Annotated in this window: 24 protein-coding genes; 13 read left to right on the forward strand and 11 right to left on the reverse strand. The window is 62.5% G+C overall.

What is annotated here, in order from left to right:
* Positions 1-1,158: porin (locus tag DDF70_RS14895; protein ID WP_162820419.1), on the forward strand; the 1,158-nt coding region annotated here is incomplete at its 5' end.
* 209 nt (positions 1,159-1,367) lie between these two features.
* On the opposite strand, the gene DDF70_RS14900 is transcribed toward DDF70_RS14895, so the two are convergent.
* A complete protein-coding gene (locus DDF70_RS14900) occupies positions 1,368-2,249 on the reverse strand; it encodes an alpha/beta fold hydrolase (RefSeq protein WP_114945651.1) in 882 nt (293 codons plus the stop codon).
* Between the two features lie 43 nt (positions 2,250-2,292).
* Positions 2,293-4,335, reverse strand: a complete 2,043-nt coding sequence (locus tag DDF70_RS14905; protein WP_114945652.1) for a lytic transglycosylase domain-containing protein — start codon at positions 4,333-4,335, stop codon at positions 2,293-2,295.
* 189 nt (positions 4,336-4,524) lie between these two features.
* Between DDF70_RS14905 and dapA the strand changes: the two genes are divergently transcribed.
* Genes dapA through DDF70_RS14920 form a run of 3 tightly spaced genes read left to right on the forward strand, consistent with a single transcriptional unit; the run spans position 4,525 to position 6,470 of the window.
* Positions 4,525-5,409 (forward strand): 4-hydroxy-tetrahydrodipicolinate synthase, encoded by an 885-nt coding sequence (gene dapA / locus DDF70_RS14910; protein WP_114945653.1) that lies wholly within the window; start codon positions 4,525-4,527, stop codon positions 5,407-5,409.
* A gap of 7 nt (positions 5,410-5,416) precedes the next feature.
* Positions 5,417-5,890 (forward strand): SsrA-binding protein SmpB, encoded by a 474-nt coding sequence (gene smpB, locus DDF70_RS14915; RefSeq protein WP_114945654.1) that lies wholly within the window; start codon positions 5,417-5,419, stop codon positions 5,888-5,890.
* Positions 5,891-5,939: 49 nt separating this feature from the next.
* The gene (locus tag DDF70_RS14920; RefSeq protein WP_114945655.1) at positions 5,940-6,470 is read left to right on the forward strand and encodes a glycine cleavage system transcriptional repressor; all 531 of its coding nucleotides are present in this window, start codon (positions 5,940-5,942) and stop codon (positions 6,468-6,470) included.
* A gap of 55 nt (positions 6,471-6,525) precedes the next feature.
* Here DDF70_RS14920 and DDF70_RS14925 read toward each other — a convergent pair whose 3' ends face one another.
* Positions 6,526-7,173, reverse strand: coding sequence for a LabA-like NYN domain-containing protein (locus DDF70_RS14925; protein ID WP_114945656.1), 648 nt, complete (start codon positions 7,171-7,173; stop codon positions 6,526-6,528).
* 241 nt (positions 7,174-7,414) lie between these two features.
* On the reverse strand, positions 7,415-7,999 hold the full coding sequence (gene pyrE, locus DDF70_RS14930; protein ID WP_114945657.1) for an orotate phosphoribosyltransferase: 585 nt from the start codon (positions 7,997-7,999) through the stop codon (positions 7,415-7,417).
* 338 nt (positions 8,000-8,337) lie between these two features.
* Between pyrE and DDF70_RS38030 the strand changes: the two genes are divergently transcribed.
* Complete coding sequence (locus tag DDF70_RS38030; protein WP_114945658.1) at positions 8,338-9,168, forward strand: LuxR C-terminal-related transcriptional regulator; 831 nt, start codon at positions 8,338-8,340, stop codon at positions 9,166-9,168.
* Positions 9,169-9,190: 22 nt separating this feature from the next.
* Here DDF70_RS38030 and DDF70_RS14940 read toward each other — a convergent pair whose 3' ends face one another.
* The 3 genes from DDF70_RS14940 to rpoZ all read right to left on the reverse strand — a co-directional run bounded on the left by DDF70_RS14940 (position 9,191) and on the right by rpoZ (position 12,657).
* Positions 9,191-9,889, reverse strand: coding sequence for a gamma-glutamyl-gamma-aminobutyrate hydrolase family protein (locus tag DDF70_RS14940; RefSeq protein ID WP_114945659.1), 699 nt, complete (start codon positions 9,887-9,889; stop codon positions 9,191-9,193).
* 5 nt (positions 9,890-9,894) lie between these two features.
* Positions 9,895-12,066 (reverse strand): RelA/SpoT family protein, encoded by a 2,172-nt coding sequence (locus tag DDF70_RS14945; protein WP_114945660.1) that lies wholly within the window; start codon positions 12,064-12,066, stop codon positions 9,895-9,897.
* A gap of 183 nt (positions 12,067-12,249) precedes the next feature.
* Positions 12,250-12,657, reverse strand: a complete 408-nt coding sequence (rpoZ, locus tag DDF70_RS14950) for a DNA-directed RNA polymerase subunit omega (RefSeq protein ID WP_114945661.1) — start codon at positions 12,655-12,657, stop codon at positions 12,250-12,252.
* A 404-nt stretch (positions 12,658-13,061) separates the two neighbouring features.
* Here rpoZ and fabD point away from each other — a divergent pair, with 404 nt between their 5' ends.
* The 7 genes from fabD to gmk all read left to right on the forward strand — a co-directional run bounded on the left by fabD (position 13,062) and on the right by gmk (position 19,652).
* Positions 13,062-14,009 (forward strand): ACP S-malonyltransferase, encoded by a 948-nt coding sequence (gene fabD, locus DDF70_RS14955; protein ID WP_114945662.1) that lies wholly within the window; start codon positions 13,062-13,064, stop codon positions 14,007-14,009.
* A gap of 10 nt (positions 14,010-14,019) precedes the next feature.
* A complete protein-coding gene (gene fabG / locus DDF70_RS14960; RefSeq protein WP_114945663.1) occupies positions 14,020-14,757 on the forward strand; it encodes a 3-oxoacyl-[acyl-carrier-protein] reductase in 738 nt (245 codons plus the stop codon).
* Positions 14,758-14,991: 234 nt separating this feature from the next.
* Positions 14,992-15,228, forward strand: coding sequence for an acyl carrier protein (locus tag DDF70_RS14965; RefSeq protein WP_009764365.1), 237 nt, complete (start codon positions 14,992-14,994; stop codon positions 15,226-15,228).
* Between the two features lie 70 nt (positions 15,229-15,298).
* Entirely contained in the window at positions 15,299-16,561 is a 1,263-nt protein-coding gene (fabF, locus tag DDF70_RS14970; protein ID WP_114945664.1) for a beta-ketoacyl-ACP synthase II, read from the forward strand.
* Positions 16,562-16,654: 93 nt separating this feature from the next.
* Positions 16,655-18,016: an endolytic transglycosylase MltG gene (gene mltG / locus DDF70_RS14975; RefSeq protein ID WP_114945665.1), complete on the forward strand. Its 1,362-nt coding sequence runs from the start codon at positions 16,655-16,657 to the stop codon at positions 18,014-18,016.
* Positions 18,017-18,109: 93 nt separating this feature from the next.
* Entirely contained in the window at positions 18,110-18,997 is an 888-nt protein-coding gene (locus DDF70_RS14980; protein ID WP_114945666.1) for a YicC/YloC family endoribonuclease, read from the forward strand.
* A complete protein-coding gene (gene gmk / locus DDF70_RS14985) occupies positions 18,987-19,652 on the forward strand; it encodes a guanylate kinase (RefSeq protein ID WP_114945667.1) in 666 nt (221 codons plus the stop codon). Before DDF70_RS14980 ends, gmk begins: the two co-directional genes overlap by 11 nt.
* An 11-nt stretch (positions 19,653-19,663) precedes the next feature.
* Here the strand turns inward: gmk and DDF70_RS14990 are convergent, their stop codons facing one another.
* Positions 19,664-20,776: a D-alanine--D-alanine ligase family protein gene (locus tag DDF70_RS14990; RefSeq protein ID WP_114945668.1), complete on the reverse strand. Its 1,113-nt coding sequence runs from the start codon at positions 20,774-20,776 to the stop codon at positions 19,664-19,666.
* A gap of 227 nt (positions 20,777-21,003) precedes the next feature.
* On the opposite strand from DDF70_RS14990, the gene DDF70_RS14995 reads away from it, so the two are divergent.
* Positions 21,004-21,555, forward strand: a complete 552-nt coding sequence (locus tag DDF70_RS14995; RefSeq protein ID WP_245435499.1) for an NUDIX domain-containing protein — start codon at positions 21,004-21,006, stop codon at positions 21,553-21,555.
* Between the two features lie 12 nt (positions 21,556-21,567).
* Here DDF70_RS14995 and rsmA read toward each other — a convergent pair whose 3' ends face one another.
* The 3 genes from rsmA to DDF70_RS15010 are packed head-to-tail and all read right to left on the reverse strand — an operon-like array spanning position 21,568 to position 25,945.
* On the reverse strand, positions 21,568-22,422 hold the full coding sequence (rsmA, locus tag DDF70_RS15000; protein ID WP_114945669.1) for a 16S rRNA (adenine(1518)-N(6)/adenine(1519)-N(6))-dimethyltransferase RsmA: 855 nt from the start codon (positions 22,420-22,422) through the stop codon (positions 21,568-21,570).
* Complete coding sequence (pdxA, locus tag DDF70_RS15005) at positions 22,419-23,432, reverse strand: 4-hydroxythreonine-4-phosphate dehydrogenase PdxA (RefSeq protein WP_170316079.1); 1,014 nt, start codon at positions 23,430-23,432, stop codon at positions 22,419-22,421. The genes rsmA and pdxA overlap by 4 nt, the downstream gene beginning before the upstream one ends.
* Positions 23,429-25,945: an LPS-assembly protein LptD gene (locus tag DDF70_RS15010; protein ID WP_245435500.1), complete on the reverse strand. Its 2,517-nt coding sequence runs from the start codon at positions 25,943-25,945 to the stop codon at positions 23,429-23,431. Before DDF70_RS15010 ends, pdxA begins: the two co-directional genes overlap by 4 nt.
* Position 25,946: the final 1 nt, after the last annotated feature.

A 25,946-nucleotide genomic window follows, 5' to 3' on the forward strand; every position in this document is an offset into this window, starting at 1 on the left:
CGCGTCTGCTCCACCTACGGCGCAGGCTTCTTCTACATCCCCGGCACCGAAACCTGCCTCCGCGTCGGCGGCCGTGTTCGCGCCGAATTCCGCTATGTCGAGCCGCAAGATCGTTCGGATGATGCCATCGGCTTCCGTGCTCGTGGCCGCATCCAGCTCGACGCTCGTACCGCCACCGCCTACGGTCTGCTCCGCACCTTCGTGCGCTTCGAGATGACCCGCGATACCGGCGTCTACGGCTTCAGCTCCACGACGGCTAACGTCGACCAGGCCTTCGTGCAGTTCGGCGGCCTCACCGCCGGTCGTACCGTGTCGTTCTACGACAACAGCGACCTGCCCACCGGCCACTTCGGCACGCTCCGCTTCTCGGACGCTCCGACGGTGAACCTGTTCGCCTACACCTTCTCGTTCGGCAACGGCTTCTCGGCCACGATCTCGGCTGAAGAAGGCCGCTTCACCGGCACCAGCATCGGCACGACGCCGGTGTTCCTCGAAGCCGGTCAGACCTATCCTGACCTGGTCGGTAACCTGAAGTACGCCGGCACCTGGGGTACGGCTCAGATCTCCGGTGCTCTGCACCAGCTGCGTAGCGACAACCTGGTTCCCGTTGCTCCCATCCTCGCTCCCGGCGTCTTCGATTATCCGGACAGCGAACTCGGCTGGTCGGTGTCGTTCCAGGGCTCTCTGAACCTGCCGGCTCTCGGCGCTGGCGATGCCGCTTGGCTTGCCGTGTCCTATGCTGACGGCGCTCTCGGCTACCTCGGCTTCGGTTCGTCGGTCACCGTCGGCTCGATCCGCGAGTCGGTTGTCGATGCTTACATCGGCGCGGATGGCGACATCCACACCGGCCAGGGCTGGTCGATCGCTGGTGGTCTGCGTCACTACTGGACCCCGACCATCCGCCAGAACGTGTTCGGTTCGTGGGCTCGCGTCGAGTATGACAACGCTGCCCCGCTCGCCTTCCCGGTTGGCACGATCGGCGTCGGCGCCGAGTTCACCGAGTGGCGCGCTGGCACGAACGTGATCTGGTCGCCGGTGGCTGGCCTGGATCTCGGCGTCGAAGTTCTCTACGCCAACATCGACCCGCGTGGTACGGTTCCGTCCAACGTGAACCAGGACATTTGGGAAGGCCGTATCCGCGTTCAGCGCGACTTCTAATCGGTCAATCCAGATTGGATAGGAGAACCCCGGTGGCAACACCGGGGTTTTTCCGTTTTGGGAAGATTCCAACGCACTCGCCATTCCGTCGGTAAACCACCGGCGGGGTGAATTCGATGTTCCTGTCAAAGCATCTGCGGGCCGAGCAGGCAAAACCGCTCTCGCGAAGAGGAGGATTTTTGGACCTTTTAATCTAAAGGCGATCCCTGTCAGTCTCGAGGATCGATCCTGGCGATGAAGTCCTTGATGACCTGGATGAGATCGCCTTCGAGGGAAGGCGCATGGCCTTGGTCAGGGATTGTGACCGGCGTGAGGTCCGGATGCCGTTCCTTCATCATCTGCAGGGTCGCTGCCGTCAACAGATCGGAATTGCCGCCGCGGATGGCCAGAACAGGGAACGGCTTCATGGCTTCGAAGAGAGGCCACAGATCCGGCAATGGCGCTTCGAGATCGAGCCCCTCGAGTGTCTTCATCAAACGGGGATCATAATTGAGTACGTACCCGTCCGCGCTCTCATGCCATGTCCCTCGTGCCATCTTCTCCCATTGTTCATTCGTGTAACGGGGGAACTGGATCTCGGATTGACGCCGCAGGATGTCGACGGCCTCCTCGATGGTTCGGGGCGTGGGCTGCTTGCCGATATAGCTTCGGATCCGCTTCAGCCCATCGGCTTCAAGAACCGGGCCGACATCGTTCAGGATTGCACCGGCCATGAGGTCGGGACGGGCCGCGCCGAGAGCCATCGTGATCAAGCCGCCGCGGGACGTGCCGACGAAGATCGCCTTTTCGATCCCTGCTGCGGCCAGAACCTGCAGGGTGTCGCTCACCTCGAGCTTGACGTCGTAGTTGCGCCAATCCTGGTCCCAGTGGGATCGCCCGCGCCCGCGATAGTCCAGTGATACGAACCGGCGTGGTCGGACAGGGGCCTGGCTGAGTGCTTGCGCCAGGTCGTGAAAGTCCGCAGACGTCCTGGCAAGTCCGGGCAGGCCTATGACGGGCAAAGCATCGCGGGCTTCGGGAGCATAGTCGCGGGCGTAGAGACGCAATCCGTCGGCGGCGGATACGAACAGGTCGCGATAGGAATAGCTCATTTCGGCCCGGCTATATGATTCCAGTCAGGTGCATCCTGCATCATCAATTGGTGCTTGTCGCATCCGCCGTCGCCGGGACGACAGGAGTGGGCTTGCCGTTCAGGCGCTGCCGGTAGACCCGCAAATTCTCCAGCACGCGCTGGACGTAGTTGCGCGTCTCGTAAAACGGGATCCGCTCCACCCAGTCGACCTCGTCGACCTCGGGATTGCGAGGGTCGCCATAGGTTCTCACCCATTTGATCACGTTGCCGCCGCCTGCATTGTAGGAGGCGAAAGCGAGGATGTAGGAGCCTTTCCAGTCTTCCATGAGCTCACCCAGGTGAGCCGAACCGATCTTCGCGTTGTAGGATGGGTCGTCGGTCAACCGGTTCAGATCGAAGCCAACGCCGAACCTCTGCGCGGTTCGCTTCGCGGTCGCCGGCATGAGCTGCATGAGGCCGCGCGCGCCCGCACTCGATACGGCGCGCGGATTGAAAGCGCTTTCCTGCCGGGCGATGGCGTAGACCATCGCCGGTTCCACCTCGTCGCCCACCGGCTGGAAATCGGGAATGGCAGCAAGCGGATAAGCATGCTGATCGAGCGGGAAGCCGCGCTGCAGGGCGGTCTTGCCGATGGCGAGCACGGCACGGGGATTCTGCTGGGACGTAGCGAGGTCGGCCAGGGCATCGAGCTGCCCCGGATCGCTCAAGGACTGGGCGAGATCGGTGTAAAGGCTGAGGGCAAGGTCCTGCTCGCCGATCTGCTGCAGCAGTTTCACCGCCTGGACCGGAACAAGGGCGTCGAACGCCCTGCGCTCCTCCTCGGAGAGCGGATCGACTTTGCGGAGCGAAATGGCCCGGCCCAGTTTAGCCTGGGCCAATTGGCCGTAATAGGTCGTCGGCTGGTCCGCCGCGCGTTGATAGAATATCTTGGCGTCCTGTCCCTGACCGGCGGCCTCCGCTGCGCGTCCCTGCCAGTAGGCGACGCGGGAAATGGAGATCGGCGTCGAGGCCGTCTGGGCGACCGTTGCAAAGTGCCTGGAGGCTGTTGCCGGATCATTCAGGAAACGGAGCGCGATCCATCCTGCGTGAAACTCCGCCTCGATCTGCTGCACCGGCGATTCCGCTGCGTGATGACTCGCCACCTCATAAGCCAGCTTGGGATTGCCCTTGTCCAGCAGGGCCCGGGTGATCAGGCGCTGTTCGGCCCACCATTCATCGCCGTCGACGCGCAGATCGGGATCCCGCGGTGCCTGCATGATGATCCCGGCGGCTTCCTCCAGATTGTTGCTCCGGCGCTGAAGCAGCGCCTTCGAGAACAGGTAGGACGGGTCGCTTCTTAAGGAGGCCGGCACGGCCGCGAAGGCTTTCTCGGCCTTCTTCTTGCCCTGGAAAATGGCCAGCCGGGCCTTGGCGAGCAACTCTAAATCCTTACCCGCATAGGAGGCGGCGCGCTGGGCTCCGCCCCAGTTCTCCTTCAGGAGAAGTCTCTCCATGCGGAAGCGATGGTCGGCTTTCGCAAGGACATCGGGAAAGCGGTCGAGGATGCGGCGCTCCATGTCAGGGCCGAAATTGTCCTCCCGCCAGATGTGCCGGATCTTGTCGTTCGCCTCCTGCACGAGGCCGTCCGTCTGGAGCGCGAAGGCAAGGGCGATCCGGCCCGCAGGCGTTCCAGGAGGTTGCTTGGCGAAAAAGGCGCGGATCTGGGCGGAAGACCTGCGTTCGGCCAGCAGGGCATCTTCGCTCCGTCGACGGAGCTGGCTGGATACCGGCCATTCCGGATAGTCCTTCTGGAAGGCGACGATGCGATCGAGGCCCGTGGTGAACCCGCTGCGGATCGCGAACCAGTCGACCAACGCCTGAGCGGCTGGCTGGGAGAGTTTCGTCTTGAGGATCTGAGCCTCGGTCGGATCGTTGTCTCTGTAGGCCTTGAAGATTGAGGGCAGGTGATCCAGGTCTCCCGGGATCGGCGCGGGCGGTACGAAGTTTTCCAGCGAAGTGGGCTGGGCCGCCGGCGGTGGGTCGGGAGGGGCCTCGGCTGCGTAAACGGTGAGAGCGGACAATTGAACAAGCGCGACGGATGTCACAAGACATATGAAAGGACGCATGTTGAGGCTCACCCGCTACCCCCTTGCTGCCGCCTTTTATCTTATTGTGACGACGTTTCTCTTGAGGAAACACTAAGAGCCGAGCTAGGACAACTCCCCGAACGAATGTTTGCGCGCATGCGCCGCACCCCCTATGTCTAAACCCTTGTGGCCCAAGAGAAGGCCCGGCGCCCATTTCGAGGATACCCCATGACCCAATTCAAAGGCTCCATCACGGCTCTGGTGACTCCCTTCAAGGATGGAGCTGTGGATGAGGCGGCGTTCCGGTCCTTCATCAACTGGCAAATCCAGGAGGGCACGAGCGGCCTCGTTCCCGTGGGAACGACGGGCGAGAGCCCCACGCTCAGCCATGCGGAGCATGAGCGGGTCGTCGAGATCTGCGTCCAGGAGACGAAGGGCAGGGTGCCCGTGATCGCGGGCGCGGGCTCCAACAGCACGGCGGAGGCGGTAGCCTTCTCCAAGCATGCGGAAAAGGTCGGCGCGGACGCGGTGCTGATCGTCACGCCCTATTACAACAAGCCGACGCAGGAAGGCCTCTATCAGCATTTCAAGGCCATCAATGACGCCATCGGCATTCCGATCTTCATCTACAACATCCCCGGCCGCTCGATCATCGACATGTCGGTGGAGACGATGGCGCGGCTCTACGAGTTGAAGAACATCGCCGGCGTGAAGGACGCAACCGCCAACATGGCCCGTGCGAGCCTTCAGCGGCAGGTGCTGGGACCCGACTTCATCCAGCTGTCCGGTGAGGATGCAACCGCCCTCGGCTTCATGGCCCACGGCGGTCATGGCTGCATTTCGGTGACGTCGAATGTCGCGCCCCGGCTTTGCGCGGAGATGCAGAGCGCCTGCCTGAAGGGCGACTACGCTTCGGCCCTGAAAGTGCAGGATCGCCTCATGCCCCTGCACACCAACCTGTTCATCGAAACGAATCCAACCCCCGTGAAATACGCTGCGTCGCTGCTCGGCCTCATGGAGGACACGGTGCGCCTGCCGCTGGTGCCCGCCTCCGAGAATGCCAAGCAGGCAGTCCGCTCGGCCATGGTCCACGCGGGGCTGATCAACACCTAAAGAGCTCATGGCAAAAGATACAAAGAGTGCCAACCGCGTCGTTGCCGACAACAGGAAAGCGCGGTTCAATTATGAGATCCTCGACACCTACGAGGCGGGGATCGCCCTGACCGGTACGGAAGTGAAATCCCTCCGTCAGGGAAAGGCGACCATCGGCGAGGCCTATGCCGGACCCTCGGGCGAGGAGTTCTTCCTCTTCAACGCCTATATCCCTGAATACCTTCAAGCGAACCGTTTCAACCACGAGACGAAACGCCCGCGCCGCCTGCTGCTGCACAAGCGCCAGATCGACAAGCTGATCGGCGCCACGCAGCGGGAGGGCTTCACCGTGATTCCGCTCAAGATCTATTTCAACGATCGCGGGCGGGCCAAGGTGGAGCTCGGCCTCGGGCGAGGCAAGAAGCTGCACGACAAGCGCGAGACGGAGAAGGAGCGCTCCTGGAACCGGGAGAAGGCGCGTCTGATGCGCGATAAGGGCTGACGTTCCGTCAGCCTGCGCTACCTTCTCGCGCGTTGGTAGGGAGGGAAGAATGGCGTCCGTTGCTCTGGTGTCGGTTCTTGGGCCCGATCGGGTCGGTCTCGTGGCGGCGATTGCCGAGCACTTGTTCGACGTGGGCGTGAACCTGCGGGACACGACCTTCGCGGCTCTGGGAACGGGCGCCGAATTCGTCGCCCTTTGCGAACTTCCCACGGATCTGACGGCCGCCGACATTGAGGCCGGACTGAAGCAGCTGCCTGAGCTGGAGGGGGCTGAGGTCCGGGCCGTCCCCTATGCTTTCGATCCGAGCCCGGGCCCTGCCGGTCAGATCACACACCGCATTGCCATCAGCGGCGGTGATCAGCTCGGTCTCGTGGCGCGCCTCTCGGAAGTTTTCAAGCAATACGAGGCCAATATCGTGCGCCTCGAAGCCCGCAAGCTCCCTGATGCCGAAGGCGGACTTTACGTGACCCGGTTCGCCGTCTCGATTCCCGCCGACCGGACGGATCTGTGCCTTGCGACGGTCAGCAACACGGCCGGGTCTCTCAGTCTGGATTGTGACGTAGAGGAAAGTTCGCTTTAAATGCAAATGGCCGGGGCGGGCCCGGCCATTTGCATCTCTTCGATGGTCTAATATTTTAAATGTCGAATTCGTCGTCCGGCGCCTGTCGGATGCCGTAGCGGCTCTCCAGGGCGCCGTTCCGGGGCTGCTGCGGGCGCGAGCGCTCGCCACCCTCGCTCGCGGTGCGCTGCTGGCGGTCCGAGGGGTCGCGCCCGATGCGGGAGGCGAGCTGCGACAGGTCGAGGAATTCGTCGGCCTGACGGCGCAGTTCGTCGGCCACCATCGGCGGCTGGGTGGTGACCGTCGAGACAACCGAAACCCGAACGCCGCGGCGCTGCATGGCCTCAACCAGGGACCGGAAATCACCGTCGCCGGAGAACAGGACCATGTGGTCGATGTAAGGGGCCAGCTCGAGCGCATCGATAGCGAGCTCGATATCCATGTTGCCCTTCACTTTTCGGCGACCGGCGGAATCGACGAATTCCTTCGTCGGCTTCGTGACCACCCGATAGCCATTGTAGTCGAGCCAGTCGATCAGGGGACGGATGGAAGAATATTCCTGATCTTCTACAAGCGCGGTATAGTAAAAAGCCCGAACCAGAACGCCTCGGCCTTGGAACTCCTTCAGCAAGCGCTTGTAATCGATATCGAAACCGAGTGTTTTAGTGGTAGCGTATAGGTTGGCGCCGTCAATGAAGAGCGCAATCCGCTGCTGGCCTGACATAAGTATTCTCTATTCGTGTCTGCCGGAGCGGCATAACAACCTTTACTATACAAGCGGCATCCATTATTTACGCTAGCAATAAAATTGCGCGATAAAATCACGACGCGCCTTCGTTCAGGCTGCTATTAACCCTTCGGACGAGTAAAACCCACAAAGTAAAATACTTAATGGCGTGCAAATTCCAAGAGTCAAGTTGGCGGAACCAAGGCAGTCAAGCCTTTGTGTGACAATTAAACAGCTTTTATGACTTAAGGCTGCGGCTGCCCGGCTTGGTGGCCGGAAGAGCGGCCAGATCGGCAGGAATTTGGTCCGGAGCATAGGCCGGAATGTCCAGCTGAACCAGGGACACCAATGGAACGCCGAGATCCGCCTTGCCGCCGGACCGGTCGATGAGGCAGGCGGCGCCGAGAATCGTGCCGGGATGCTCCCGGAGGGCGGTCAGGCATTCCCGGGAGGAGAGGCCGGTCGTGACGATGTCTTCCACCATGACGACCCGGGCTCCTTCGGGAATCGTGAAGCCGCGGCGCAGAACGAAAACCCCATTCTCGCGCTCGACGAAGATCGCCTTGCATCCGAGATGCCGGGCCGTCTCGTAGCCGGGGACGATGCCGCCGACCGCGGGAGAGACCACGTAGTCGACAACCCCAAAGGTTTCCTTGATCTTCTCGGCCAGCGCCCGGCAGACCCGCTCGGTGCGCGCCGGATCCTGGAACACGAACATCTTCTGCAGGAAGACAGGGCTGTGCAGGCCCGACGAGAGAATGAAGTGCCCCTCCAGCAGCGCTCCCGCGGAGCGGAATTCGTCGAGAACTTCATTCTGGGTCATGACATCGGATCTCCTGCTGGGGGCTGTTTGGCAGGTGGATTGGTGCGAGGCAAGGGCATTCGAGCAAGTATATTTTTCGGGCAATGAAATTAAAAAGCGTCCGCGGCAATTTTGGGTGATGTGTTAAATCACACTTGAAAAACATTATGACGTTCCATCTATAAGACGCCATGAAGCCGATACATGTCGGTTATGTATAGAGTGAATTGCTGATCGTCTCTAAAAAATGATTTGGCGAGAAGCTGTCGTACAAAAATACATCAGATGTGTAGTCTAACAATATAGATTATGGAAACTATGCGCATCTGTGTATTTACTGTGGCTTATGAGGGTCTGACATGAAAGTTACAGCCGCTAGATCGGATGATAAATCATCTGTGCGGATGAATTCTTTTGACATAACCAATTCTTGGCCTGTCGGAAAGGTCGCAATCGGGGACGCTGAGGTCTGTAGGGATGTTGCCAAAGGCAATGCCGAGATCCGCCAGATGGACGAAAGGGGCGACTTAACCACCAGAGACAAAGCGAGCACTCGTCAGATCGAGACGATCGTGGTCGACCAGAATGGCCTCTTCCGTGAAGGATTGAAGCGGCTTCTAGCCGAGACGGCGTATTATCCGGCAGTGGCTGCTGCAAGTCTTGATGAGGTGCGCCTCAGTCTGGAAGCGAAAGACGATGCGCTTCTTCTGATCCTCGATTCGGTCAGCAATCCCGTTGAGGCATGCGAACAGGTCCGAGCCCTTAAAGAGTATAATCCGTCCATAAGGGTCGTCATGCTTGTCGAGCGATACGACCTCAAGCAGATGCTGACCATATTCGAGGCGGGAGCCGCAGCTTGTCTCATGAAATCGACCTCACATGAGGCTCTCGTCAAGGTGCTGGATCTCGTCATGCTGGACGAGACGGTTTTTCTAGCGACCATCCTGACCCAGCTCCGTGGGCCGGCGGCCTTCGCTCGGAATAACGGACGTACGCTGTCCGCCCGCGAAATCGCCGTTCTTGAATGTCTGGCAGAAGGCGCATCGAACAAAGTCATCGCCCGTATGCTGGATATCTCCGAGGCCACCGTCAAAGTTCACGTCAAGGCGATCCTGCGGAAACTGAAAGCGAAGAACCGGACACAAGCGGCAATATGGGCCTCGACGCATATCGTGACGACGTCACAGTGACGGGAGGGCGTTCGTGTGCGCCTCAGTTCATCCCCGTTGCATCCACGAAAGCCTTGAAGAGCCTATTGCCGGGATGATCCTGCGCGGCAAACAATTCCTGGTGCCATTGGACGCCGACGGCGAAGCTCCGGGTCGGAATCTCAATGGCTTCGATGATCCCATCCCCAGCATGGGCACTCGCCACCGCTCGAGCCGATATCTCCACCACTGCTTCGCGATGGAAGGTGTTCACGGTGATCTCGGGCTGTCCGAGGATGCGCGCGAGAAAGGTACCCTGCTTGATCGCGACAGGATGAAGGAAACCACGTTTGTCGTGCTCCATGACACCGCTTCCCAGCGAGCGCACATCCGGAGACAGGCGACAGCCGTGAAGGGCCGCGAGGACCTGCATGCCGTTGCATATGCCGAGAACCGGCTTGTCCCGTTCCAGAAAGCCGCGCATCAGCGCGATCTCGATCTCCAAGCGATCCGACGGCGGTGAATCGGAAACTTGCCCGTCCACATACCAGGAATCGGGAAAGGCGAAGCGACCGCCGACACTCAGGAAGCCATCGAACTCGTCGATGACCGGTTCGATCATCTCCTGAATATAGGGGATGCCAAAGGGTAGGCCGCCTGCACGCTGGATCGCGACGAAATATGCTTTCGTCATGTCATACCGTGTGCCGTCGACACTTGTATTCTCATCCATGATGACGGCGATGCGGGGCTTGTCTGACATGACCTCTAACCCGTGACACGGTCGACGCGGCTCACCACGCGCTTGGCGCGCAGCTCCGCGATGATGGCGTTGAGGTGTTTCAGGTCCCATACCGTCAGGTCGATGGTCACATCGGTGAAGTCCTGGGTGCGCCGCTTCATGGAGACATTGTCGATGTTGCCGTCATGATCGGCGATCACCTGGGTGATCTGCGCGAGCGAACCGGGCTCATTGATCGATTGCAGCTTGATGCGCGCCGGGAAGCGCTGCGCGGATCCTGACTCCAGGTCCCAGCGAACGTCGATCCACCGGTCCGGCTCGTTGTCGAAGGCTGCCAGCGACGGGGACTGGATCGGGTAGATCGTGACCCCTTCGCCGGGGGTGAGAATGCCGACGATGCGGTCTCCCGGCACGGCGCCGCCTTCCGGGGCGAATCGGATCGGCATGTCCCTGTTGAGGCCGCGGATCGGAATGCCGCCCGGATGCTCGCTCGCGACCTTCTTGCCTGCGCCGTCGGGTTGTCCACCGCCTTTGCCGTCGGGACCGGCACGGCGCTCGTCCAGGTAATCGGGGTAGACGGCCCGCACCACGTCGCCGGAGAACATCTCGCCCCGGCCTACGGCCGCCAGGACGTCTTCCACGGATACCCGGGCCAGGCGGGGCAGGGCGCCTTTCAGCTTCTCGTCGGAGAAGGGGCGGTTGGCCCGTTCGAAGGCGCGTTCGAGGATCTGGTGGCCGAGGCCGGTATATTGCCGGCGCACGGCCGCGCGGGTGGCGCGGCGGATCGAGGCGCGGGCCTTGCCGGTGACCACGAGCGATTCCCAGGCCGCCGGCGGCGTCTGTCCCTCGGCGCGGACGATCTCCACCTCATCGCCGTTCTGCAGTTCTGTCAGGAGCGGCGACATGCGGCCGTTGATCTTGCAGCCGACGGCGGTATTGCCCACGTCGGTATGCACCGCATAGGCGAAGTCGATGGGCGTTGCGCCGCGCGGCAGGGCGATCAGGCGCCCCTTGGGCGTGAAGCAGAAGACCTGATCGTGGAAGAGTTCGAGCTTCGTATGCTCGAGGAACTCCTCCGGATTGTCACCCTCGGCCAGGAGGTCGATGGTTCGGCGCAGCCATTGATAGGCACGGCTTTCCGTGGCGAGGCGCGAGTTGTCGTTGACGCCTTCCTTGTAGAGGGCGTGGGCTGCGATGCCGTACTCCGCCACCTCGTCCATGTCCTCGGTGCGAATCTGAAGCTCGACGCGCTGGCTGCCGGGACCGATCACCGTGGTGTGGATCGACCGGTAGTCGTTCTGCTTGGGTGTCGAGATGTAATCCTTGTAGCGCCCCGGAACCATCGGCCAGCTGGTATGGACGACGCCGAGTGCCCTGTAGCACTCGTCGATGGTGCCCACGATGATCCGGAAGGCGAAGATATCGGACAATTGCTCGAATGAGACGGACTTCCGTTCCATCTTGCGCCAGATGGAATAGGGCCGCTTCTGACGTCCCGACACCGTCGCCTCGATACCCTGCGCGCGCAATTTGGTCGTCAGCGTGCGTTCGATCTCCTCGACGAGCTTCTCGTTCTTGGCGGACAGCTCGTGCAGGTGGCGCTTGATGGCCTCGTAGGCCTCCGGGTCGAGGTTCTGGAACGCCAGTTCCTCCAGCTCCTCGCGCATCTCCTGGATACCCATGCGTCCGGCGAGGGGCGCGTAGATGTCGAGGGTCTCCTCCGCGATACGCTTGCGCTTCTCCGCCGGCATGAACTGGAGCGTGCGCATGTTGTGCAGGCGGTCGGCAAGCTTGACGAGCAGCACCCGAACGTCGTCCGCGATGGCCAGGAGGAGCTTGCGGAAGTTCTCACCCTGGGCGGCCCGTTTCGAGACGAGATCGAGCCTCTTGATCTTGGTCAGCCCGTCGACGAGAGCGCCGATCTGCGGCCCGAAGGTCTTGTTGATCTCCTCAAGGGTCGCCTGGGTGTCCTCGACCGTGTCGTGGAGAACCGCCGCCGCGATGGTGGCGTCGTCGAGCTTCAGATCCGTGAGGATGGCCGCGACTTCGAGGGGATGGCCGAAGAACAGGTCGCCGGATGCGCGCTTCTGGTTGCCATGGGCCATCATGGCATACACGTAAGCGCGGTTGAGAAGCGCCTCATTGGCCGAGGGGTTGTAACGCTTGACCCTCTCGACAAGTTCGTACTGGCGCATCATGCGGCCGTGGTTCCCTTCGGTCCTGTTATCTGGCTGAAATCACGAAGCTATCGAAGATATTGTACAACATCTTCCAACCGCAAGCCGAATAGCTTGCCGCAGGGCACCTATGCGGGGGCGTGGTTAAGCCGGCCAACAAAAAAGCCCGGCGCTGAGCCGGGCTTTTGAAAACGTCTCGAAAGCTTATTCGCGGTCGTCGTCGTCCGCGCTGCTGCTCGGGGGAACGAGACCCTCCAGGCCGCGAAGCAGGTCTTCTTCGCTCATGCGGTCGAACTGGACGTCCGCATCGTTGTCGCCGCCGTTCGAGGGGGCGGCAGCCGTGTTGCTGAGCATAGGGACGGCCTCGGCCTCCGGCTCGTCCACCTCGACGTATTTCTGCATCGAGTGGATGAGCTGCTCCTTCAGGTCATCGGGAGCGATCGTCTCGTCGGCGATCTCGCGCAGCGCCACGACGGGATTCTTGTCGCGATCGCGATCGATCGTCAGCGGGGAACCCGACGAAATGAGGCGGGCCCGGTGGCTTGCCAGCAGAACGAGCTCAAACCGGTTGTCGACCTTGTCGATGCAGTCTTCGACGGTCACGCGAGCCATGCGGGGCTCCTTCTTCAGTCATGAGAATATCGGAAGGGGGACCGGATACACCGGTTGGGCCAAGAAAACAAGAGGAAGCGTTCTCCGGCAGGGACTTAACCGGACGTGCGCCCGGACACGCCCGTTCCCGGTCTCCGCCGCTACAAGCTGGGCTGTTGTCATGTAAGTTCAGGTGCGCGTTGACAAGCTTACTCAGAGGGCGGTTTGCGCCAGGGCATTCCATCGCCTGGTTTCTGGCCATGCTCCGCGTCCGGCCAGGCGGCGTCGACAGGAGCCTTCTGACCGGCTGGCGGCGTCTTATCTGATGAACAGGCCAAGGGCCGAACAGCGGCTCTGCGCCTTGACTCCTCGGCGTCTCGGTGCGAGTCCCGCGCGGATTCTATCAAGGAAGGGGTCCGCTCCCGATGAAGCGCGCATTCATTTTTCCCGGCCAGGGAAGCCAGGCCGTCGGCATGGGCAAAGCCCTGGCCGACGCCTTTCCGCAGGCCAAGGCCGTTTTTGACGAGGTGGACGAGGCTCTCTCCCAGAAGCTCTCCACGATCATGTGGGAAGGCCCGGCAGAGGAGCTGACCCTCACGGCCAACACGCAGCCCGCCCTGATGGCCGTGAGCCTGGCGGCGGTCCGTGTCCTGGAGGCCGAGGCCGGTCTCGACCTGAAGAAGCACGCTGCCTTCGTGGCCGGACACTCGCTGGGCGAATATTCGGCGCTCGCCGCAGCCGGCAGCCTCTCGATCTCCGACACGGCCCGCCTGCTCCGGATTCGCGGCAATGCCATGCAAAACGCCGTTCCGGTAGGGCAAGGTGCCATGGCAGCGCTTCTCGGCCTGGAATACGACACGGCTCTCGAGGTCGCCCGCGAGGCGGCACAGGGCGAGGTCTGCGACGCAGCCAACGACAATGGCGGGGCCCAGGTGGTCGTTTCCGGCCATAAGGCTGCCGTGGAACGGGCCGTGGCGATTGCCCAGACAAAGGGCGCCAAGCGCGCCGTGATGCTGGCCGTGTCTGCCCCCTTCCATTGCGCTCTCATGCAGCCGGCGGCCGACGCCATGCGCGAGGCCCTGGCCGGCGTGACGGTGAATGCTCCCGCGGTTCCGGTCGTGGCGAATGTGGAAGCCGCCCCCATCACCGACCCGGCGGCGATCCGGGACGCCCTCGTCCGCCAGGTCACGGGCACGGTCCGCTGGCGGGAAAGCGTGGCCGCTATGGCCGCCCAAGGGGTCGATTCATTTTACGAAGTCGGGTCGGGCAAGGTCCTGACCGGACTCGTGAAGCGCATCGCCGCCGGGGCCATGGCTACGGCCATCGGGACCCCTGAGGATGTCGCCGCCTTCAAAGCTTCCCTGAACGCATAAGGAGCCCTGCATGTTCGATCTCACCGGCCGCAAGGCTCTCGTCACCGGCGCCACGGGCGGCATCGGCGGCGCCATAGCCCGCGCCCTTCACGCCCAGGGTGCAACCGTGACCCTGTCCGGCACCCGGCGCTCTGCCCTCGACGAACTGGCCTCGTCCCTGGGCGAGCGGGTCCATGTCGTCGAGGCGAACCTGGCGGACAAGGACTCGGTCGAAGCCCTCGTTCCGGCGGCCGAGGCGGCCATGGATGGGCTCGACATCCTGGTCAACAACGCGGGCGTGACCAAGGACAACCTCTTCATGCGCATGAAGGACGAGGAGTGGGATACGGTTATCGCCGTCAACCTGACCGCCTCCTTTCGCCTGTCGCGGGCGGCCGTGAAGGGCATGATGCGCCGCCGCTACGGCCGCATCGTCAATATCGGCTCGGTCGTGGGTTCGACCGGCAACCCGGGGCAGGGCAACTATGCCGCCTCGAAGGCGGGCCTGATCGGCATGACCAAGGCGCTCGCGGCAGAGGTTGCGAGCCGTAATATCACTGTAAATCTTGTTGCTCCTGGCTTCATCGAGTCTCCCATGACCGACGTGCTGAACGAAAAGCAGCGCGAGGGAATCCTTGGAACCATCCCTATGGGAAGGCTGGGCCAAGGGGATGAGATCGCCTCTTCGGTTGTTTATCTAGCCTCCGCTGAGGCCGCCTACGTGACGGGCCAAACCCTGCACGTAAATGGTGGAATGGCTATGTTCTAAAGGAACTTATCGCCCGTTCCGGAATCTGTTTGCAGGTGCCGTTCACCCCTCGCCAGACAGGATAAGCTTGTGTTAAGCATGATCCTGATCAGGTCAAAGGGGTTGACCGGCGCTTAAAAATGCGGCTTTGCACGGCGCAGGGTAGCCGTTTCAGCGTTGTCAGCTGAACAGCTGATCTAATTTGATTTCTTAATCCGCCCAATTCCTGAGGCGGCAGCCACTGAGGAAAAAACGATGAGTGACGTCGCTGATCGCGTGAAGAAGATTGTTGTCGAGCACCTCGGCGTCGAAGCCGACAAGGTGACCGACAACGCCAACTTCATCGACGACCTGGGCGCCGACAGCCTAGATACGGTCGAGCTGGTGATGGCGTTCGAGGAAGAGTTCAACGTCGAGATCCCGGACGACGCGGCTGAGACCATCGTGACGGTCGGCGACGCCATCCGCTTCCTCGAGAAGAACGCAGCCTAAAAAGGCTGGTAAAGGGCGTCGGGTGACTCATCCGACGCCCGAATTTTATGAATCGATAGGGCAGGAATTCATGCGCCGGGTAGTTGTCACAGGTCTTGGCATGGTCACTCCGCTGGGAAGCGGCGTCGACGCCACATGGTCCCGCCTTGTCGAAGGGCAGAGCGGTGCCGGCAAGATTACGGATTTCAAGGTCGATGATCTCGCCTGCCAGATCGCCTGCCAGATCCCGCGCGGCGACGGTTCCAACGGCACCTTCAATGCCGATGAATGGATGGAGCCGAAGGAGCAGCGGAAGGTCGACCCCTTCATCGTCTATGCGATGGCCGCGTCCACCATGGCGCTGCGGGATTCCGGCTGGGAGCCCAAATCCTATGAGGATCAATGCGCGACCGGCGTGCTGATCGGCTCCGGCATCGGCGGCATCGGTGGCATCTACGAGGCTTCCGCCACTCTGATCGAGCGTGGCCCCCGCCGCATTTCTCCCTTCTTCATCCCGGGCCGGCTCATCAATCTGGCCGGCGGCTACGTGTCCATCGAACATGGTCTGAAGGGCCCGAACCATGCGGTCGTGACGGCCTGCTCCACGGGCTCCCACGCCATCGGCGATGCCGCCCGCCTCATCGCACTCGGCGATGCGGACGTGATGGTCGCCGGTGGGACGGAATCGCCGATCAACCGGCTCTCCATCGCGGGCTTTGCCGCCTGCCGCGCCCTGTCCACGAACTTCAACGACGATCCGACCCGCGCCTCGCGTCCGTACGACAAGGACCGCGACGGGTTCGTCATGGGCGAGGGCGCTGGCGTCGTCGTCCTGGAAGAGTACGAGCACGCCAAGGCCCGTGGCGCCAAGATCTATGCCGAGGTCATCGGCTATGGCCTGTCGGGCGATGCCTACCACATCACGTCGCCCTCCGAGGATGGCGACGGCGCCTATCGTTGCATGGCTGCTGCCCTCAAGCGCGCCGGCATCGACGTTTCCGAGATCGACTACGTCAACGCTCATGGGACCTCGACGCCGCTCGGTGATGAGCTTGAGCTGAAGGCGGTCGAGCGCATTGTGGGCAACGCGGCGGGCAAGCTCTCCATGTCCTCCACGAAGTCGGCGATCGGCCATCTTCTTGGGGCTGCAGGCGCCGTTGAGGCGATCTTCTCGATCCTGGCCATGCGCGACGGCATCATCCCGCCGACGATCAACCTCGACAATCCGTCTGTAGAAACAGCCATCGATCTCGTGCCCAAGCAGGCCAAGCGCAAGGAGGTCAACGTGGCTCTCTCGAACTCCTTCGGGTTCGGCGGGACTAACGCTTCGCTCATTCTTCGTCGTGTATCCTGAGCGCGGGAGGCCTGTTACGGCTTTTCGCCATAATCCCTGTTAGGGTGTCGGCGGACCGGCAGGACCGCCGGCCGATACCAGAAAAGCGGCGTGATGTTCGGACGAAAGAAAAAGATCCTTCTCCCTCCTGCAGACGAATCCGAGCACGGATCGGCGCAGCCCCGTCTCGCCCCCCGGTCACCCAATGAAGCCATCAAGCCGTCGATGGCGCCGCCTCCGCCGCCGAAGCTCCGCCGCCGCCGCCGGGGAATGCTGTCGCTCCTGAGCGGTCTGCTGACCCTCTTGGTCGCCTTGGCGATTGCCGGGATATTCGGCTTCTCCGTGCTGCAGCACGAGGTAACGGCCCAGGGGCCGCTGCAGAGCGACAAGGTGGTGGTCATTCCTCGGAACACCGGCACCGGCGAGATCGCCAACATCCTCAAGGAGGAGGGTGTTATCAATCAGCCGCTGCTGTTTCAGGTCTACGCCCATATCAACCGGCAGCGCGGCCAGCTGAAGGCCGGCGAGTTCCAGTTCAAGGCTGGCACCAGCATCGAGGATGCCATCGATACCCTGATCCAGGGCAAGGCGATCCTGCATGCAGTGACGATCCCCGAAGGACTGACCAGCGAGCAGATCGTTGCCCGGCTCTACGAGCATGAGATCCTCACCGGCGATGTGACGGAAACGCCGCGCGAGGGAACGCTCCTGCCCGATACCTACAAGTTCGAACGCGGCACGACCCGTCAGCAGATCATCGGCACCATGCAGGCGGCCCAGCGCCAGGCCATCGAGCAGATCTGGCAGCGCCGCTCCAACGAACTGCCGATCAAGTCCCCGCAGGAACTCGTGATCCTGGCCTCCATCGTCGAGAAGGAGACGGGCCGGGCGGACGAGCGCACCCGTGTGGCGGGCGTCTTCATCAATCGCCTGCAGAAGCGGATGAAGCTCCAGTCCGACCCGACGATCGTGTACGGATTGGTCGGCGGCAAGGGCACGCTGGGGCGTGGCATCCTGCGCAGCGAGATCGAGGCTGCAACACCCTACAATACCTATGTGGTCGAAGGTCTGCCGCCCGGCCCGATCGCCAATCCGGGACGCGCCGCGCTCGAAGCCGTTGCCAACCCGTCCCGCACCAAGGATCTCTATTTCGTGGCCGACGGGTCCGGAGGTCATGCCTTCGCCGAATCGTACGAGCAGCACCAGCGCAACGTGGCGCGCTGGCGCCAGATCGAGAAGAGCCGTCCAACGCCCGAGGCCGATGATGTCGATCGAGTGGTGCCTGACGGTGATCAGACGAGCTTGCCTCCTGGTGCGACGCCGGCCCTGCGCGGCTCCGCGAATGCGCAGTCGACGTCCGGCGGACGTCCGGGACGCGGCTTCGATGCCAGCGAGGGAACCGAAAGGGATCCGCTCAAGAACAAGAGCTTCGACCTGAACAGCCCGAAGAACGTTCCGGCCCTCCGGCAACCGTGAATCGCGTAGGCAGGTTCAAGCTCCTTATCATCGACTCTTGGATCGGCGCGCATTATGGTCGCGCCGATTTTTCATTCAGTTTGAGGTTAGCGCATGTCCATTGCGAGCATGACCGGCTTCGCCCGCGAAGCCGGCGTCACCGGTTCCTATCAATGGGCCTGGGAGCTCAAGACGGTGAACGGCCGCGGCCTTGAAGTGCGCGTCCGGACACCGTCAGGCCTCGATGCCATCGGCGAGGAAGCGCGAGGGCAGATCCTCAAGGCGCTGACCCGAGGCCAGGGCCAGCTCAACCTGTCGCTCAGCAAGGCCTCCTCCGCGGCCAAGCTGCGCGTGAACCAGGATGTGCTGCAATCGCTGCTCTCGGCGATCGGCGATCTGTCGCTTCCGGACAACGTGAAACCTGCCTCCCTCGACGGTCTCCTGTCCGTGCGCGGCGTTGTCGAATTGGACGACGATGTCGCCGATCCGTTGCAGGACGAGGAACTCGTGGCGGCCCTGCGGGCAGGGGTCGGTGCTCTGATCGAATCTCTCAAGGCCGTGAGGCTGCAGGAGGGACAGGCACTCGCCGCAGTTCTCGGCCAGCAGCTCGACATCATCTCTCGCTTAGTCGACGAAGCCGAAGCGGCGCCGGCTCGTCAGCCCGATGCCATTCGTACTCGCCTGGAGTCGCAGATTGCCGAGCTGCTCGATGGCAAGGCCAGTCTCGATCCGGCTCGCTTGCATCAGGAGGCTGTGCTCATCGCCGCGCGAGCCGATATCCGCGAGGAGCTCGACCGTTTGCGCGCCCATGTGGATGCCGCCCGGGGCCTGATGCAGGAGGCGGGATCTGTCGGCCGAAGGCTCGATTTCCTGGCACAGGAATTCGGCCGCGAGGCGAATACCCTGTGTGCAAAGGCCAATGACGTGTCCCTCTCGCGGATCGGGCTTGAATTGAAGGCCGTGATCGAACAATTCCGCGAGCAGGTTCAGAATGTGGAGTGATGCGGTGAGTCAAGATTCGAAGTCTCCGGTCGGCCGTCGCGGCCTCATCCTCATCCTGTCTTCGCCGTCCGGCGCCGGTAAGACCACGCTCACCCGCAGCCTCGTAGAAGAGCGGGCCGGGGTGCTCTCCGTTTCCGTCACGACTCGCCCCAAACGTCCCTCAGAGATCGAGGGGCGGCACTATCATTTCATCGACGTCGAAGAGTTCCTGGCGATGCGGGACCGCGACGAACTCCTGGAATGGGCCGAGGTGCACGGCAACTTCTACGGCACGCCGCGCAAGCCCGTGGAGAAGACGCTGGCCTCTGGCCAGGACATGGTCTTCGACATCGATTATCAGGGCACCCGCCAGGTTCGGCAGAAACTGCCGGACGACGTGGTGACGGTCTTCGTCCTGCCGCCGAGCTTCAAGGAGCTGAAGGCCAGGCTCGAACGCCGGGCTGAGGATGCGCCCGATGTCATCGCCAAGCGCCTCGCCAATGCCCGCGTCGAGATGGAGCGCTGGGTCGAGTACGACTACGTGATCGTCAACGAGGATCTCGGCAAGTCATTCGAGAGCCTGAAGGCCATTCAGGCAGCCGAGCGTCTCAAGCGCGAGCGCCTCGTCGGCCTCTCGGATTTCGTCGAAGGATTGCTGGCGGAAAAGATCGACTGAACGTTGCGCCCTTACACCAGCGCGAGCGCATTCCGCCGCTCGTGACGGGCAATGGCGTGCCCGATCAGCACGTCCATCAGCGCGCTCTGAGGCAGACCACCGGCTTCCCAGAGCTTGGGGTACATGCTGATCGCCGTGAAGCCCGGCAGGGTATTCACCTCGTTGATGAAGAGGCCGTCGTCGTTCCTGGGGTCCAGGAAGAAGTCGACGCGGGCCAGTCCCTCGCAGGCAAGGGCCTTGAATGTCGCGACCGCAAGCTCCTGGAAGCGGCCAGCCTGGGCCGGCGAGAGCTGCGCCGGGATGCGCAGAAGGGCGCCGTCCGCGTCGATGTACTTGGCGTCGTAGCTGTAGAATCCGTGGGTTTCGGCCGGCAGGATCTCGCCCAGCGGGGAGGCGCGGACCTCGCCCGAGGCATCTTCCAGCACCGAGCACTCGATTTCCCGTGCTCCCGTCACGCTGCGCTCCACGAGCACCTTGCCGTCATACCGGAAGGCGCGCTCGCAGGCCCTGTCGAATTCTTCCGCGGACGATGCGCGGGATACGCCGACCGACGAGCCCATATTGGCAGGCTTGACGAAGAGATCGGTCGTGCCGAGCGCGTTCACGGCGGCATCGTAATCGGCATGATTGCGCGAGGTTAGGGTCAGGAAGGGTACAATCGGGAGGCCGCTATCGCGCAGCAGTCGCTTGGCAATGTCCTTGTCCATGCCGGCGGCGGAGCCCATGACGCCGGAGCCCACATAGGGAACATTGGCCAGTTCGAGAAAGCCCTGAACCGTCCCGTCCTCGCCGTTCGGACCATGGAGCACCGGCACGACCGCATCAAGCCGCAGGGAGCGCGATGATCCGTGACTGTTCAGCACGATCGTCTCGCCTGCGCCGCCGGGGAGCAGGGCCACCTGCGGGGCTCCTTCCGGGATCTCCAGGGCCTGCGCGCCCCTTCCGCCGCCATTGCCGCTGTCGCAGAGAAGCCAGCGCCCATCCCGGCCGATGCCGATGGGGATGATGTCGTAGCGGTCGGGATCGAGAGCCCGCAGGACATTGGCCGCCGACAGTTTCGAGACCTCATGCTCCGCAGAGCGTCCCCCGAACAGAAGCCCGATCGTCTTGCGCGGCTGCGACATTCCCGCCTTCTCCTCTCACGGCCGATTGGGACCGCTCACGATGATCAATCATGGAAGGGCGCGGTTAAGGTCTCATGAAGAGCAGCCCCCGGCCCGGTTCAGCGGCTTCATATAGGCCGGGATGGCGAGAGGGCGAGCGAACATCGCAAGGAGCCGACGTCAATCTTGGTTTCCCGCCTACGACGAGGTTACATTGTCCTATTCATGGTCGTGGAAGCGGTGTCGGTATGAGCGAAGCAGATCCGGATATAACGAAGATCGGGAGAAGGACCGTTTATGAAAACCGCTGGATGCGAGTTCATGAGGACAAGGTTCGGCGAAGAGACGGATCAACAGGCATCTATGGCTTCGTCGACAAGCCGGATTTCGTGATCGTCGCGCCGATCCAGGATGGAATCGTGCACCTCGTTCAACAATACCGTTATCCCATCGGGCAGAGGCAGTGGGAATTCCCTCAAGGCAGCTGGGAGGGGGACTCCGCCTGTCATCCCGCAGATGTCGCAAGAGGTGAGCTGGAAGAGGAGACCGGCCTTGTTGCCGAAGAGATCACCGAGATCGGTTGCCTCTTTCCTCTCTACGGCACCGTTTCGCAAAGTTTCCGGATTTTTCTGGCTACGGGTCTTAGACAAGGGAGATCGAGATTAGAGCGGGAGGAGCAGGACCTCGTGACGAAGTCGTTCGCTCTTGCGGACCTGGAGGCAATGATCCTGAATGGAGAGATTCAGGATGCCGGGACCGTGGCCTCATTCGGCCTTTTGCAGCTGAAGAAGCTTATCTGAAGCTCAGCACCGTTAGGTCTTTCGCATCTCATCATAAGCATTGGCCAGGGCCACGTAGCCTTCGACCGGAATATTCTCGGCACGGGCCGTCTCCTCGAGCTCGGCTGCTTCGATGATCGCGGCTGGATCGGGAGCGATGGACTTCAGGCTTTGGCGCAGCATCTTGCGGCGTTGCCCGAAGGCCGCGCGGGTGACGGTTTCGAGGGCGCCGATGCGGCAGGGCAGAGGGTTGGTCCGCGGGGTCAGATGCACGATGCTCGACGTGATCTTCGGCGGCGGCACGAAGGCTGAGGGGGGAACGTCGAAGAGGATGCGCGCCTCCGTCCGCCAGCCGCAGAGAACGCCGAGCCTGCCGTAGTTCTTCGGATCGCTTTCGTCCGCGACGATGCGTTCGGCAACCTCGCGCTGGAACATGAGAGTGAGCGACGCCCACCAGGGCGGCCAGGCCTCGCCCGTGAGCCATCCGGTCAGGAGGGCTGTGCCGACATTATAGGGCAGGTTGGCGATGATGCGCACAAGGCTGTCACCGACCAGCGGGCGCGGATCGAATTCCAGCGCATCGGCTTCGATCACCTCCAGGCGCCCCGGATAGTGATCGGCGATCTCTGCGAGGGCAGGCAGGCAGCGGCTGTCGCGCTCGATGGCGATGACCTTCTTCGCACCGGCTGCCAGGATGGCACGAGTGAGGCCGCCGGGACCGGGACCGACTTCGATGACGGTGGCGTCTTCCAGCGGACCGGCCGAGCGGGCGATGCGGCTGGTAAGATTGAGGTCGAAGAGGAAGTTCTGACCGAGCGACTTCTTGGCCATCAGCCCATGCGTGCGCACGACCTCGCGCAAAGGGGGAAGATCGTCGATCTGGCTCATGGGCTCCCCAGGCGGGCGGCAAGCTTCAGGGCCGCCATGAGGCTGTCTGGGCGGGCGATCCCTTTGCCTGCAATGTCGAAGGCGGTTCCATGATCTGGCGATGTCCGCACGAAAGGAAGCCCGAGCGTCACGTTGACGGCTTCGTCGAAGGCGATCGTCTTGATCGGGATCAGCGCCTGATCGTGATACATGGCAAGGGCTGCGTCGTATCGGCTGCGCGCGCGGGCGTGGAACATGGTGTCCGCCGGCAGGGGGCCCACCACCTCGATCCCATCTGCCCGAAGGATGTTGACGGCCGGAACGATGACGGCCTCGTCCTCCGTTCCCATCGCACCGCTTTCGCCGGCATGAGGATTGAGCCCCGCGAGGGCGAGCCTCGGTTTCCCGATGCCGAAACGCTGCCGCAGCTCCCGGGCGACGATCCGTCCGGTGAGGACGATCAGATCCGTGGTCAAGGCCGAGGGCACATCCGACAGGGGGATATGCACCGTCACGGGGACGACGGCAAGCTGCTCGCTCCACAGCATCATGACCGGGTGATAGGTCTGCGGGCCGCCTCCCGCAGCGAGAGCCGCAAGAAACTCCGTATGACCGGGATGCCGGAAACCGGCCTCGTAGAGAATGTGCTTGGCGATGGGATTCGTCACGACGGCGGCTGCCGAGCCCGCTCGGACAAGCCGGACGGCTGTCTCGATGGATGCGATGACCGATGGAGCGTTGGCGGGATCGGGCCGTCCTGCCTGGGCGGAAACCGGAGCGTCCAGCGGAACGACAGGAAGAGCCCGGGGGAAGGTCGCTTGGATACCGGATGGTTCCACGGGAACGATGGGGACGTCCCAGCCGTATCCCTGCGCGACACGACCCAGATGCCCAGGATCGCCTACTATTCCGAAAGGCGGAAGGGACGCCGCCTCTCGTTCCAGCCAAGCTCTCAGGCTCAGTTCGGGCCCGATCCCGGCTGGATCGCCCTGCGTCAGCAGGAGAGGAGAGCGCTTATCAAGCCCAATCACTGGGCGGACACACCTTCGTCCGAGGAAAGGCCGCTGAGGTTTTGAGTATAGCCCACTTCGCCGAGTGAACGGAACTCGAGAGTGAAGGCGATGGTGTGGTTCTGGTTCTTCTCACCCGAGTTCCGGACCACTTCTCGCGGTGTCACGCTGTAGCTGAGCGAGAAGGTGGTGCACTCGTCCATATACCCGAGCCCGAGCGACATGCCGCTGACATAGGCGACGTTTTCACGGTTATAAACGGCCGTCTCAGGGTTGATCGCGTACTGGGTAAGGAAGGTCTCGCGTGCCAGGAGGTAGCGGTCGAGATCTAGAAGAACCGAGCCGGTTATGTACCAGTTCGGCGAGACATCCCACCGGGCCGTGCCGAGCAGGCCTTCGCGCCGGAGCGGGAACCCGATAGCGGGCTGGGCCGCATAATTGGCATAGGTCAGCGAGGTCGAAACCGGCAGGTAGGGATTGAAGTTCGCCCTGAAGCCGGCCTCAAGCCGGTTGAGGCCGAAGTCCTCCTGGTCGAAGCGCGCCCGGGTCACGAAAGCGAAGTTCGCATTCGGCGAGATCTGGAAGCGGCCCACATAATCCGAGGCACGGGAATCAAGCCCGGAGTCCAGGCCGACATTGGCGAGATCGGGCTCCCGGAACGAGTTGAGCCCGGCGATCTGATAGGACTGCCCGAAGAGCACATTGGCGTAGAAATCGTCTGCGCCCGTCACCGTGTACTGGAGGCCGACATTGGCGCGAACGCCTCCCTCGACCCGGTCGTAGCCGGAGAACTTGTCCCAATCGAACAGGGACGTGTCGTCGAACACGAGGCTCTGGGCATCCTCGTTGGGGAGGCTGCCGATCCGGGTCTCACTCGGACGGGCGATCACCTGCGCGATCGGCTCGAGGACCTGCTTGCCCGAGGTTCCCAGGCTGGCGATGAAGGGATAGCGATACTCGACGCCGACGGCCGGCATGGCCCGGAAGAGATAATCGTCCCCGGTATCGAGGAAGTTGGCGAGCTGCGGGTTCTGATACCGGGCGAAATCCGGGGAAATCCAGAAATTGTCGGCCCGGACATAGGCGAACGGCGTCCAGACTTGGCCGATCGGATCGACGAACTCACGGCGCCAGGAGGCTGTGACGGATGCCCGGGACGTCGAGCCGCTGATGCCCCGTACGAGGCATGCGGCAGGATCGAAGACGATGCAGGTCTGCGCGACGCCGAAATAGGTCGTATTGGCGACGGAAAGCGGATCGTACTGGGCGGCCTCGCGCGAGAGGTGAGTCACGTTCACGTCGAGGGCAAACTCGCCGCCGATGGTCGAGGGCGTGAAGCGCTTGTTGTAGTCCAGAACAGGGGCGACGACGGGCTGCTGCTTCTGCCAGTCGGAACTCGACAGGGTCTGGAAGTAATAGCCCCGCATGTCGAAGTAGGAGCGGTCACCCTGTCCCTGGAGATACAGGGTCGAGATCGATTCCTTGATGTAGTACGAGCTGAGGCTCTCGCTGCGGATCTTATAATTCGACAGGAACCACTTGTCGGAGAGCAGGGCGATATCCCAGCCCCAGCGCCAGTTCTGGTTGATGTAGAAAAGGCCGGTCGTCTCCAGCGAGCCACGGAGGTCACGATCTCCGGCCCCGTGAGGAGGCGGGAGGAAGGCCTCGGGGTCCTGCTGCGAGATGCCGGCGGCCCGGACGGTATAGACGCCGTTCTCGAGCCGGTGGCGCCACTCGGCTTGGGCGAGCAAGCCCTGCCGGCTCAGGTAGGTCGGGTTGAGCGTCAGGTCGTAGTTTGGCGCGATCGCCCAGAAGAACGGCACGGAGGCGCCGTAGCCGAGGGCGGAGGAGTAGACATAACGGGGCGACAGGAACCCGGTCTTGCGCTTGACCGTCGGATCAGGCGTCCAGAAATACGGCATGTAGGCGACCGGAATGCCGAGGAGCTCAAGGGTCGCATCCTCGTAATAGATCGTCCGTTCGCTATTGTTGTGAATGATCTTGGCGGCCTTGACCTGCCAGAGGGGCGGCCGTTCCGGGTTGTCCTTGCAGGGTTCGCAGGCGGTATAGGTGCCGCGCTCGAAGACCGTCGTCTCGCCCTCGGCGCGCTCGGCCCGAGGGGCGGAGAAGCGGGTCGTGAGGGGACGACCCTGCTCGACGGTGGTCTGGACCACCCTCAGGGAATCGATGAAGCCGTTCTTGAAGTCGTCCGTCAGCTCGAATCGGTCGCCCGTGGCGACGGTGCCGCTGGCATCGGTCAGGCGGGCATTGCCTTCGGCGAAGACGCGGCCGGTATTCCGGTCGTAGGTGACCCGGTCGGCCTGGAGCGTCCGGCCCTGGTAGTTCATCTGGACGTCGCCGGAGGCGGCGATCGTGTTCTTGTCGTTGTCGTAAACGATTTCCTTAGCGTCAACGAGAAGGCGATCCTGACCCGATCCGGACTTGGCGCGCCCGGCAATGGCCTCGTTCAGGGTGCCCTGGGCAAGCGTAGGCACAGACCCAGCAGCTAAAAGAGCCGCTGCGATCGCAGACATT

This window comes from Microvirga calopogonii (assembly GCF_003347665.1).
In the GTDB taxonomy this organism is placed as follows: Bacteria; Pseudomonadota; Alphaproteobacteria; order Rhizobiales; family Beijerinckiaceae; genus Microvirga; species Microvirga calopogonii.